The organism is Pseudopedobacter saltans DSM 12145 (genome assembly GCF_000190735.1).
Classification (GTDB): Bacteria; Bacteroidota; Bacteroidia; order Sphingobacteriales; family Sphingobacteriaceae; genus Pseudopedobacter; species Pseudopedobacter saltans.
This window is the reverse complement of sequence record NC_015177.1, coordinates 2,538,803-2,551,905: the sequence shown is the minus strand read 5'-3', so window position 1 is coordinate 2,551,905 and position 13,103 is coordinate 2,538,803. Positions and strand designations below refer to the sequence as shown.

Annotated in this window: 7 protein-coding genes; 6 read left to right on the top strand and 1 reads right to left on the bottom strand. The window is 37.7% G+C overall.

Translation table 11 applies throughout. The features are described 5' to 3' along the window. Positions 1-211: 211 nt before the first annotated feature. The gene (locus PEDSA_RS10940; protein WP_013633229.1) at positions 212-1,066 is read left to right on the top strand and encodes a tetratricopeptide repeat protein; all 855 of its coding nucleotides are present in this window, start codon (positions 212-214) and stop codon (positions 1,064-1,066) included. Positions 1,067-1,101: 35 nt separating this feature from the next. Here PEDSA_RS10940 and PEDSA_RS10935 read toward each other — a convergent pair whose 3' ends face one another. Continuing rightward, on the bottom strand, positions 1,102-2,400 hold the full coding sequence (locus PEDSA_RS10935) for an ATP-binding protein (RefSeq protein WP_013633228.1): 1,299 nt from the start codon (positions 2,398-2,400) through the stop codon (positions 1,102-1,104). 315 nt (positions 2,401-2,715) lie between these two features. On the opposite strand from PEDSA_RS10935, the gene PEDSA_RS10930 reads away from it, so the two are divergent. From PEDSA_RS10930 to PEDSA_RS19595, 5 genes are all read left to right on the top strand, one after another. Further along, entirely contained in the window at positions 2,716-5,481 is a 2,766-nt protein-coding gene (locus tag PEDSA_RS10930) for a family 78 glycoside hydrolase catalytic domain (RefSeq protein WP_013633227.1), read from the top strand. Between the two features lies 1 nt (position 5,482). Further along, positions 5,483-6,568, top strand: a complete 1,086-nt coding sequence (locus tag PEDSA_RS10925) for a glycoside hydrolase family protein (protein WP_013633226.1) — start codon at positions 5,483-5,485, stop codon at positions 6,566-6,568. Positions 6,569-7,441: 873 nt separating this feature from the next. After that, a complete protein-coding gene (locus PEDSA_RS10920; RefSeq protein ID WP_013633225.1) occupies positions 7,442-9,853 on the top strand; it encodes a glycoside hydrolase family 2 TIM barrel-domain containing protein in 2,412 nt (803 codons plus the stop codon). A gap of 236 nt (positions 9,854-10,089) precedes the next feature. Next, positions 10,090-12,012 (top strand): right-handed parallel beta-helix repeat-containing protein, encoded by a 1,923-nt coding sequence (locus tag PEDSA_RS10915; protein WP_013633224.1) that lies wholly within the window; start codon positions 10,090-10,092, stop codon positions 12,010-12,012. A 4-nt stretch (positions 12,013-12,016) separates the two neighbouring features. Continuing rightward, positions 12,017-12,919 carry an L-rhamnose mutarotase gene (locus PEDSA_RS19595; protein WP_013633223.1) on the top strand — a complete coding sequence of 301 codons (903 nt, stop codon included), beginning with the start codon at positions 12,017-12,019 and terminating at the stop codon, positions 12,917-12,919. The last annotated feature ends 184 nt before the right edge of the window (positions 12,920-13,103 follow it).

Genomic DNA, 13,103 nt, shown 5'->3' with positions numbered 1-13,103 from the left:
TTCGTTCCGAAAGGAACTCCTTAGGAGCAGTGACATTCCTATTTTGTCTTTGCGAGAGCCTTTGCCGATTTTTCGGAAAGGAAAGAAAGCAATCTCTGTATCAAATTATTTTGATGAAAAAAGCAGTTTCTTTAATGATAATAAATTTAGGTTAGAATATTTCTTTTTCAACAACGGAATAGTTAATTTGCATAAACCTAACCAAATGTAAATGAAAAAACGTTCTTATTCTATTTTCATCGTTCTGCTTTTTGGAGCATTACATTTAAAAGCTCAGACTGCATTTCAATTCAATACCAGGTTTTATGATGCAATTGATAAATGGGTAGTTTTTCCTAAATCAGATAAAGATTCATTGTATTCTTTTGGATTTATATATCTAGATGTAATGGCCGGACCTACATTCCAATATGAAGGAAGGATAGACGCGAGAGGAAAAGAGCTGCAAAAGATAGTAGAAGATCTAAATACTAAAACATCAATTTTCAAGTATAGACTAGGCCCTAATACCAATGTTATACATGTGCTATCAGATTCGGAAACCAAACAGTTAGATCTAAAACCAGAACCTGATTGGCTGGCAATTTACAAAGCTGATAAAATAAGTTATCAGGCGGCTTTGGGATCTATGTACAATGCTAATGGAAAACCAGATACAGCTCTGGATATTTTAACCAAGGCGTATAATGAAGATAAAAAGAATGAAAAGCTGCTCTTTGAGCTTGCATATTCTTATAATGCATTGAAAAGATATAACGATGCTATAAATGTACTGTCTGATGCATTGAAGGTCCAACCAAATAATGGCCTGTTTTATAAAGAGCTGGTGTACGCTTATACAAAGGCAGACAAGCTGGATAAGGCGGAGAAAGTCTATAAGGACTTTAAAGATAAGGCTGGGGATAAAGCGTATATTTATGAAACTGCTTACAATCTAGCTTATAGTTATTATGTGAAGGCAGATAAAGAAGGGTTTGAAAAGTGGGCGACAGAAGTCGGAAAATCAAATCAAGCTCAGTTTGTGAAAAATATCGAAGCAATGAGACAGAATTGGGGAAAACAATAGACTGCGCTCTTGTTGAGTTAAACAGTTGGGGGATTTTATTCAAAATGATATCCCAGTGGCATCTGCAGGAAAAATGTAGTGCCTTTTCCATCTTCACTTTCAAACCATATTTTCCCATTTAATGCCTCTGTAAACTCTTTACACATTCTCAGGCCCAGCCCTGTGCCTTTTTCGTTATTAGTACCGAATGTTGATTTGATTTTGGAGGTAAATATCTGATCTTGTTTGTCTTGAGGAATACCGTTACCGTTATCTATTATCTTCAGTGTTAAAGAGTGTTTATCTAAAACAGATAAAACTTCGACTTTTCCACCGGATGGAGTGAATTTAATGGCATTGTTTACTAAGTTTCGTACAATAAGTTGATAGATATCACTATTTGTTTTAATAAAGGTATCCTTATGTATATTGTATTGAAAGGAAAGATTTTTATTTATTGCCAGATTTTTACAAATTTCAAGCGTTCCATATAAACATTTGTTAGCGTCGATAGCCGCAATTGAAAAATCGAAACCTTCCATTTGTTTCTTCGTCCAGGATAGCAAATTATTCAAAAAATGTTGTGTATCGTTGGTTACCCTTCTTAATTCTTCTTCTAAGGCTTTCCGTTCTTCATTGGTTAAATCGGTACGTTCCAGGATGTCAAGATACGTTTGTATATTGCTTAAGGGAGAGTTAAAGTCATGCGAGACGATAGACAATAATTTGTTTTTTTCATTATTAAGTTGTTTCAGTTTAAGCAGGCTTTCATCAGCCAGGCGTTTCTCGTCATTATAGTTGTTAATAATATACGTGAGGCAGGCGAATATTAGTATAATCGTCACTATGTAAGTGGAAGTGATATCAATAAAACGTGTAGCCCGATCGCCATAGCTGTCTGTAATAAAATCGGGATGAAAATATTCATAGGATACAAGCGAGACAACGAGAGCTAGATTTCCAAGTGTCCATATCCAATAATGTTTCTTTTGTGCTGTAGCTATAATCAGGAAATATGCTGTAATAAAAGAAAAAAGTACAGAACCCTGAATTCCTGATGAAAAATAATAGCTAATAGCAAAAAAAATATTAAAGACAACTGAATAAATAATTATACTGATGTTTAGCTTGTTTTTGTATCTGGATAAATAATATAAAAAGATCTGAAGACATAAAAGTATAGATGACAATAATGCAAGCCAGTGAAGATCATTTAATAAACTAAAAGGGATAGTATAAAAGATAACAAGTATGGTAACTATGCAAATAGAATGGTAAATTCTGCTTTGCAGGGAAAATTGAGGAGCTTCACCTCTCAAATAATTCCAGATACCTGATATTCTTTTCTTGATCATTCCTTAAAATCTGATATACAGCTTATTGAAGTTTATAAGCTGAACTTTTGCCAAAATGCGGCGAAAGATAAGCATTATCAAAGTGAAGCGATACTTCTATCAAGATAAATTAAGATAAAATTACAATTGGAGATATTAGGGAATAATACTCTTGTTTATCATTTAGGTCCATTATCGGTGAGGCTAAAATCCTATAAAATATAGAGAACTTGGTACAAATAACCCGAGCTTGTAAAGGTTATATTTGTGACTAAATATAGACGGTTGGTTTAAACTCAATTTTTCTTAAATCAACCGTTCTTAAATCTTGCCTGAATGAGATATCTGTATTTAATAACGATCGTTGTTTTTTCTCATGTATATGCTTTTGGACAAGGGCTGGAAGCTTATGATTTAAAAGCAGACAACCGACAGGAACCGTTGGCAATTCTTGGAAACTCACCTAAATTCAGCTGGAAGATAAACTCGGATAAGAGGAATATCAAACAATCTAATTATAGGATATTAGTTTCTGAAAAAGAGGCGGACTTACAGTTAAATACAGGGGATATGTGGGATTCCAAAGATATTAATTCCTCGGAATCCATACGGGTTGACTATAAAGGAAAAGCTTTAACACCAGGCAAAACCTATTATTGGAAAGTACAGATAAAGGATAATTACAACAGAGAAAGTCGCTGGAGCGAGATAGCGAAATTTGGTATAGGATTGAAAGCTGCTGATTGGAATGGTGCGAAATGGATTACAAATGCTATTATGCCAGACAGCCTGGTGGATGTTTTGCCCAAAAGTGAAAAGAAAGATACGTATTGGGGAAACAATCAGTTGCCGATAATCAGAAAGGAATTCAAGCTAAAGTCAAAGAAAATTAAAGAAGCAAAGCTTTTTATTAGCGGATTAGGGCATTTTGAGGCAAGCTTGAACGGTGAAAAAATTGGCGATCATTTTCTGGATGCTGGCTGGGCGAAATTCGATAAAGAGGCATTATATGTAACTTTTGATTTGACCGACAAACTTAACAATGGAGCAAATGCGCTCGGTATAATGCTGGGTAATGGTTTCTATTACATTCCACCAGTAAAGGGACGTTTCAGAAAGCAAAAGGTTGCTTTTGGTTATCCCAAAATGATTGCTAAGCTGAAGGTAGATTATACAGACGGAAGCAGTGAAATAATAGTAACTGACGAATCATGGAAAACCGCCAATAGCCCTATTACGTTCTCCAGTTTGTATGGAGGCGAAGATTTTGATGCCAATTTGGTACAGGCTAACTGGAACAAGCCAGGCTTTAATGATAAAAAATGGAAAAAGGCCTTAGTTACTACCGGTCCAGAATTACATCCGCAAACCACAGAACCTGTAAAGGTGATGGATCGCTTTAGTCCAAAATCCATTCATCAAACGGCTGCGGGAAACTGGATTTATGATCTGGGACAAAATGCGTCCGGAGTAGTTGAAATTTCGGTGAAAGGAAAAAAAGGGGATACCGTAAGAGTTTATCCCGGAGAGCTTTTAGCTGAAAATGCTGTTACGCAAAAACATACCGGTTCGCCATACTATTTCCAATATGTGTTAAAAGGAGATGGCGTAGAAACCTGGAAACCCAGGTTTACCTATTACGGTTTCAGGTATTTAGAAGTCAGGGGAGCGATTCCGCAAGGAAAAGAAAATACAAAATCGCTTCCGGTGATGGAAAATATTATTGGCTTGCATATTAGAAATTCGGCACAAACTGTGGGCAGTTTTAATTCGTCGAATACGGTTTTCAACCAAACAGAACGTTTAATCGATTGGGCAATCAGAAGTAATTCGGTAAGTGTATTTACTGACTGTCCGCATCGTGAGAAACTGGGATGGTTAGAACAAACCCATTTAATGGGACCATCTTTAAGTTATAACTATGACTTTATCAGCCTTTTCAGAAGGACTATTCAAAATATGATGACTAGTCAGACTGAGGATGGTCTGATTCCAGAAATTGCTCCGGAATTTGTAGAATTTACCTGGGGTGGCGATATGTTTAGAGATTCTCCAGAATGGGGAAGTGCCGGAATTATTGTTCCATGGTATTTGTACAAATGGTATGGTGATGAAGAAACCATGAAGGATGCCTATCCGATGATGAAAAGGTATGTGAAGTATTTGGAAGGAAAAGCAGAAAATCATATCCTTAAGCAAGGGCTAGGCGATTGGTTCGACTTGGGTCCTAAAAGACCGGGAGTTTCTCAGCTTACGCCAATGGGTGTTACAGGAACAGCAATTTTCTATTATGATTTAAATATCCTGAAAGAGATTGCAACTAAACTAGGACATCATGACGATACTCGGTATTATAGAGATTTGGCCGATAAAGTAAAGAAGGCATTTAATGATTCGTTCTTTAATCCGGCAACAAAACAATATGCGACCGGCAGCCAAACAGCGAATGCTATGGCTATCTATATGAATCTGGTTGATGAAAAGGATCGCGCTGCGGTTTTAGAAAATATTATTAAGGATATCAGAACGAGAAATAATGCTCATACCGCCGGCGATATTGGCTATCGTTATTTGTTACGAGTTTTGGAAGAAGCTGGTCGGTCTGATGTGATTTTTGATATGAACAGCCGTTCGGATGTTCCGGGCTATGGTTATCAGATAGCGAAAGGGGCAACTGCTCTAACGGAATCCTGGGAGGCTTTACCTAACGTTTCCAATAACCATTTTATGTTGGGGCATCTGATGGAATGGTTTTATAGTGGATTGGCAGGAATTGGTCAGGAAGAAAGTTCAATTGCCTTCAATCATGTGAAGATTGCGCCTCAAATAGTTGACGATGTTAAGTTTGCCAAAGGAACTTACCAGTCTGTTTATGGTGAAATTGTTTCCGATTGGAAGATAGAAAATGAGAAGACGGTTTTAAATGTACAGATTCCAGCCAATGCTAAAGCAACAGTTTATCTGCCAATTAAAGAATCGAGTACTGTTTTAGAATCAGGAAAGGCTTTAGAAAAAGGTGGTGGAGTTACATCCTGGGTTAAGAAAGCCGATAAGATGTTGGTGGAAATTGGATCAGGAAGCTATCAATTTACGATACAATAAAATGAAAAGATACATTTTTGCATTAATAATATCCTTCTTAGCAGGGCCTGTCATTGCTCAGATTTCGCAACAGCGGATGCAGGAAATTTATGAAGAAATAAAAACCCCTCATAAGTATGGACTGGTAATGATTACCGATACCATTTCTAAAAAAATAGATTGTCCTACGGTGTTTCGCAAGGGTAATAAATGGTTTATGACCTATATTATTTTTGACGGAAAAGGGTATGAAACATGGCTCGCAACCAGTAAGAACCTTTTAAATTGGGAAAATAAAGGTAAAATAATGTCTTTTACCCACGACGGAAAATGGGACGATGTGCAAAAAGCAGGTTATAATTCGCTGCAGGATTTAACCTGGGGCGGTAGTTACAAGTTGAATAAATATCAGGGTAAATATTGGATGTCATATTTTGGTGGAAACTCGCAGGGATATGAGCCAGAACCTTTGTCAATTGGAATAGCTTATACTACAAAAAGTCCTTCGAAAGTGCATGAATGGACAAGACTGGATGCTCCGGTTTTAACCAGCCATGACCCTGATGTAAGGTGGTGGGAGAATAGAAATAAGCTCTTTAAAAGCTCGGTAATAGAGGATAAGGAGAGATTAACAGGACATAGTTTCCTGATGTATTATAATGCGGTTGGGGATTCTTTGAAGAATAACAAAAAAACCAGATGGTACGAACGTATTGGTATGGCTGTATCCGAAGATATGGTACACTGGAAGAGATTTCAGAAAGATCCGGTAATGCACCATCCGGTTGGAATCACGGGTGATGCCGTTATTCAAAAAATGGGCAGTGATTACGTGATGTTTTATTTTGGTGCGTTTTGGGAAGATAGAAAAGGGGCATTCAACCGATTTGCGGTTTCCAAAGATCTGGTAAACTGGACGGACTGGACGGGTGATAATTTAATAGAGTCGTCAGAAGATTACGACAATTTGTATGCACATAAATCTTTTGTAGTGAAATATAAGGGGATTGTCTACCATTTTTATTGTGCGGTGGACAAATCGGATCATAGAGGCATAGCTATTGCTACTTCTAAAGACCTAGGGAAAAGTAAGTTGAAATTTAAATGAAGTAGAAAGTTTAAGGCTAAAAGTTAAAAGCCTGCTTTTTAGAAATTAAAGATACAAAAACTTTGGTCGGTTTTTGCAAAGCTGTTCTGATGCATTATAGCAGAAGGAACAGCTTTTTTGTTTATTTTACTCGATCAGTGGTACTAAGGTGGGAGTATACTGGGAGTATAGTGCTGGTAAAGTGGGAGTAGCAATATAGTTCATTAATTGAAATAGTTCATTATGTCTTAGAAGCCTACTGGCCATTTCTGTCCGGAGTCTTGAGAGTAAGGAAAGAGTAAGAAGAGACTACGGATTTATTAAATAAAAAAGAGTCTCTGACTTAGGTTTAGTGAAGTAGGAATTAGAAACTCCTATGCATTAAATGTCTTAGAGGGGGCCACAAACTGGCATTTCTGTCCGGAGTCTTGAGAGTAGGGAAAGAGTAAGAAGAGACTACGGATTTATTAAATAAAAAAGAGTCTCTGACTTAGGTTTAGTGAAGCAGGAGTTAGAAACTCCTATACATTAAATAAATCCGTAGAGCCGTTTCACTAAACTCTACGGACAGTTAGTGCTCCACAAACTGGCACCAGTATGGACGCATACTAAATCATCACTTTCTAAGCGTTTGTAAATAGCTATCCGCATTCATTACAGGAATTAAAGCATTCTTGAAATCTCCTTCATTTCTTGTAATGATTAAATCACAATTTAATACGGTTTATTTATTCAATCAATATTCATAATTCCTATATTTTCAACTCATCCAAAGATAACATCCTACAATACCTGGAGAACTTGTTATAAATTCCACAATGTGCCAAATAATATATTTGTTAGGGAGATTGTCGAGAACCATTTGGCTGTATTATAGTCATTATCAGAATTATTATGAAGAAAATCTTATTCTCTTTTTACCTTATTTTACTTGCCATAGCCACATATGCACAGTCTCGTATTGTGCAAAATTTTAACGATAACTGGCAATTTTATCTGGGTGACGAACCACAGGCGAAAAATCTAAACTTTAATACAAACAATTGGCGGACATTGGCATTGCCGCATGACTGGAGTATTGAATCGGACTTTAAAGCAGAATTTCCTGCTAGAAACGATGGGGGAGCACTTCCGGGAGGTATTGCCTGGTATAGAAAGACCTTTACGGTTGATGCTTCTAAAAAAGATCAGCTTTTTTACATACAATTTGACGGTATTTACAAACATTCTGAGGTTTGGATTAACGGTCAATACTTAGGAAAAAGAGCTAACGGATATATTTCTTTCCAATATGAAATCAGCAAGTATCTGAATTTTGGAAATACACCGAATACCATTGCAGTAAGGGTAGATAATTCGCAACAGCCAGATTCCAGGTGGTATACGGGCTCAGGTATTTACAGAAATGTTTATCTGATTTCTACAAATAAAATTGCGGTAGAAAATTACGGTACTTTTATTACCACTCCATCGGTTAATGGACAGCAAGCGAAAGTAAATGTGGCTACTGAAATTAAAAATGCGGGAGAAACTAAGTCCGTAAAGGTTGAAGTTGGAGTTTACAAAGCGGGAAAACTAGTAGAGAAAAATATAACTTCTGTAGAGGCTAGAAGCTCTTCGGTAACTAAGTTGAATCAAAGTTTAACGATAAATAATCCAGTTTTATGGTCACCAGAAAAACCAAATCTATATGAAGTGATTACCCGAATTTATGACGGAAACAAGCAAATAGATGAAGTTAAAAATCCTTTAGGGTTAAGAAGTTTCCGTTTTGATGCGGATAAAGGTTTTTTCCTGAACGAACAATCTTATACATTATTTGGAGTTTGTTTGCATCATGATTTAGGAGCTTTAGGATCTGCGATGAATACCAGGGCTCTGGAAAGACAGTTGCAGATTATGAAGGATATGGGAGCTAATGCTATCAGAACGGCACACAATCCGCCAGCGCCAGAAGTTCTGCAGCTATGCGATAAAATGGGTTTCTTAGTAATGGATGAAGCTTTCGATATGTGGAAGAAAAGAAAGAACAAGTTCGACTATCATGTTGATTTCGAAGCAAATCATAAACAGGATTTAGAGGATTTGGTGAAAAGAGATAGAAATCATCCATCTGTGTTTATGTGGAGCATTGGAAACGAAATCAGAGAGCAGTTTGATGCTACAGGAACAGTTATCGCAAAAGAATTATCAGCTATTGTGAAGTCAATAGATCCGACAAGACCGGTTATTGCAGCGCTGACAGAAACAGAGCCAGAGAAGAATTTTATTTTCCAAAGTAAAGCATTAGATGTTTTAGGATTCAACTATAAATATTTTGATTACGATAGCTTGCCAAAGAGATTCCAAGGCTATCCTTTACTGGCGTCTGAAACTGTTTCTGCCTTGGCAACAAGAGGAGTTTACGATTTGGCAGATACCTTAAGATTATGGCCGGCAAGTTCCAAAGATAAATATGTAGTTGGTGGCAATCCTGATTTCACGGTTACTGCTTATGATAATGTAGCGGCGTATTGGGGAACTACTCATGAAATAGCCTGGAAAGAGGTCAAGAAACGACCGTTTATGTCGGGAACTTTTGTTTGGACAGGTTTTGACTATCTGGGTGAACCGGTTCCTTATCCTTTTCCGGCAAGAAGTTCTTATTACGGAATTGTGGATTTGGCAGGATTCCCTAAGGATGTGTATTATATGTATCAATCTGAATGGACAGATAAACCTGTATTACATGTATTGCCGCATTGGAACTGGAAAGCCGGAGAAGAGGTTAGTGTTTGGGCATATTACAGTCAGGCAGATGAGGTTGAACTTTTTGTGAATGGAAAATCAAAAGGAATTAAGCGGAAAGAGGATGGCGATGACTTGCATGTTTCGTGGAAAGTGCCTTTCGAAGCGGGTTCCGTAAAAGTTGTATCGAGAAAAGGAGGTAAGACCGTTCTGGAAAAGGAAGTGAAAACAGCAGGTTCGGCTTACAAAATTCAATTAATCGCAGATAGGAATAATATAAAAGCGGACGGAAAAGATCTTTCTTTCATCACTGCTCAAATTGTAGACAAAGACGGTAATATCGTTCCGGATGCAGACCACCTGATTAAGTTTACAATAACAGGGAAGGGGGCAATTGTCGGAACTGATAACGGTTATCAGGCCGATTTGACTTCATTATCAAAACCAGAAAGAAAGGCTTTCAAAGGAAAAGCTCTGGCCATTGTGAAATCGCAACAAAATGAAAAAGGAAATATTGTTTTGAAAGCTGCTGCGGAAGGATTAGAGGGAGCGTCTGTGGTTGTTAAAGCAGTGAAATAAGCTAAAAGCTAAAAGCATAAGGCTTAAAGCGATTTGCTAAGAGGCTATAAATTCCGGAGTTGGGTATCCGAGGACCGAAGTTGAGAGAGCTGAAAGAGAAAGGCTAAAGGCAAATATCCAAAGCGATAAATTGAAAATAAATACAAGCACTGCCCTGCTCCCCTCTCTTTCGTCCCGAAGGGACTCCTTTGGAGGAGAGGGGTTGGGGGTGAGGCTTACTGAAAACTAACAAAGAAATGATAAAGTACATTACTTTTTGTATTGCCTTATTCAGTACCGGACTATGCTCGGCTTCTGAAATTTGGGTGGCTATCAACGGAAGTGATAAAAATGCAGGAACTAAAGAACAACCTCTGGCGACATTGTCCATGGCTATTAGAAAGGTTCGCGAGCAAAGGAGATTAAATGATGAATCGGTAAAAAATGGTGCTACGATTTTTCTGAAAGGTGGAAACTACTTTCTGGAAGAATCTGTCTTTATTAAACCGGAAGATGCAGGGACAGAGCAAAGTAAAACCATTATAAAAAATGCCTCGAATGAAGAGGTTGTACTAAGTGGTGGAATAAAAGTAAAAGGCTGGAAGAAAGCCGGAAATGTGAGTGGATTACCTGCCGAAGCTAAAGGGAAAGTTTGGGTGGCAGATGCACCTGTAATTGGCGATCAGGTTCTGGACTTCAGGCAGTTTTGGGTAAATAATGTTAAAGGGATTAGAAGCATGAGTACTGCTTATGGCAATATGGATAGGATATTGTCATGGAATAAAGAAGAGCAAACCTGCTGGATTCCTAAGCCTAAGATCAAAGGTTTTAAGTTTCAGGCGGGAATGGAAATGTTTATCCATCAATGGTGGGCAATCGCAAACTTGAGGATTAAGCACATGCAATTTCAGGGCGATAGTATTAAACTTTCTTTTTACGAGCCGGAAAGCAAAGTGCAATCAGAACATCCCTGGCCTGCACCCTGGATAAGTAAGGAATCTGGTAATTCTGGTTTTTACCTGAACAATTCAATCCAATTCCTTAATCAGGAAGGGGAATGGTATCTGGATAAATTAAATCGTAAAATTTATTACTGGCCAAGAAAAGGTGAAGATCTGGCAAAGGCCAATGTAATCATTCCTTATCTGGAGAATTTGGTTAGAATAGAGGGAACTATAGACCAACCGGTAAAGCATTTGCATTTCGAAGGAATTACTTTTTCGCATACCTCCTGGTTACGCCCCTCTCAGCAAGGGCATGTGCCCCTACAGGCTGGAATGTATTTGTTAGAAGCTTATAAGCTGAAACAACCGGGAACACCGGATAAAGCCGGATTAGAAAACCAAGGTTGGATAGGTCGTCCGAGAGCTGCGGTAGAGGTGAAGTATAGCGAGAACACATCCTTCAGGAATTGTAAATTCATGCATTTGGCTTCAACCGGATTAGATTATCATAGAGGAAATCATTTTGATAAAATAGAAGGAAATTTATTTAAAGATATCGGTGGTTCGGCCATTCTATTGGGCGTTTTTTCCGATGAAGCTTTTGAAACTCACTTACCTTATAATCCTAAAGATAACAGAGAAGTTAGCGGAAATACGCTTATAGCGAATAATTTGATTACAGATGTAACCAATGACGATTGGGGTTGTGTGGGAATAGGAGCAGGTTATGTCAAGAATACCACTATCAGAAATAACGAAATTAACGAGATCTCTTATACCGGGATTTCTTTAGGCTGGGGATGGACTAAAACCATCAATGCCATGAGCAACAATCATGTTTTAGCCAATAAGATCACGCATTATGGAAAACATATGTACGATGTGGCGGCGGTTTATACCTTATCGGCGCAACCTGGATCTTCTATCAAAGAAAATTATATTGATAGTATTTATAAAGCACCTTTTGCTCATATTCCAGATCATTGGTTTTACTTGTACACAGACGAAGGTTCTGCCTATTTCAATGTAAAGGATAACTGGTGCCCTGCAGAAAAGTTTCTACAGAATGCCAACGGTCCGGGAAATGTATGGGAAAACAACGGTCCAATGGTAAAAGCAGAAATTAAAGAAAAGGCGGGTCTGGAAAAAGACTATCAGCATTTAAGAAAATATAAAGCAGCTGCTGATAAAAATTGGGAGATAAATAAGGCGATTGTCAAAACAGGTAGTCAATAAGCTGATGAGAGAAAATCAAAACCGAGCCCTCACCCTTAGTCCCGCTTCCACAGGAGAGGGAAAATGGAAGAGCGAATTGAGGAAGCTGTATTTTATAGCAAAATATTGTGTTTTTCTCCTTCTCCCTGAGGGAGAGGGTGCCCAAAGGGCGGATAAGGGGAAGCATAGAAAAAAGATGTACCGATACTTTAAGGAAAAACCGGAACAGAATAATATGTTATTGGTGTTTTCAAAAATTTGTTTGTTTGCGCTTTTTCTGGTTTTTACAGCCTGTCAACCCAAACAAAAGGAAAAAACGCACAAGCAATTCGAACCGGTATTGTGGGAAATCCTTTCAAGGGATACCACGCAACGCTTTACCGATAGCTTGCAAAATTGGGCGTCAGCACAAGCTGATTTAAAAGATGCGGTAATTAAAAGATGGAAAGACCATTATATCGTTTTTGCACAAAGTAACGATAGCTTGGTGGTTAAAACATCCTTAACGGCTTCTTTTAAAAGCAATGCAATTAAGTTTTACAATCAGCCCTATTATCATTTTGAAAGAAGTCATTGCGCAGATACTTCAACAGTAAAAGAATTTGAGTATTACATTCTTACAGCAAATTTGGTAGCAGATACAACTTTGCAAAAAGAATACATGAAATATCATAAAACGCAGTATCAGGAATGGCCAGAGATTGCGCAAGGCTTTTGTAATGCTTCTTTTCAGCATTTAATCATGTTCAGGAACGGAAAGCAATTGATGCTGATTATCGCTATTCCGAAAGGAAAAACGTTGGATGAGTTGAACCCATTAACAGAAAAGGACAATCCAAAAGTGAAAGAATGGAACGCCATTATGGCAAAATATCAGGAAGGAATACCAGGAACACAGAAAGATGAAACCTGGGTGTTTTTTAAATAACGTATTGAGATGTCCGAAGTCCGAGGACTGAAGTTTGTTCATAGTCTATGGTCCATGGTTGATGGTTCACTAAGTCTGAAAGGTAGGGTTGATGTTGTTCTTTCGTTGTTTATCGAATGAGTTAATGCTGAAAGTTTGGTTTTAATATAAAGGCTTTAGCCTACCAGCCTTGATACTATATACT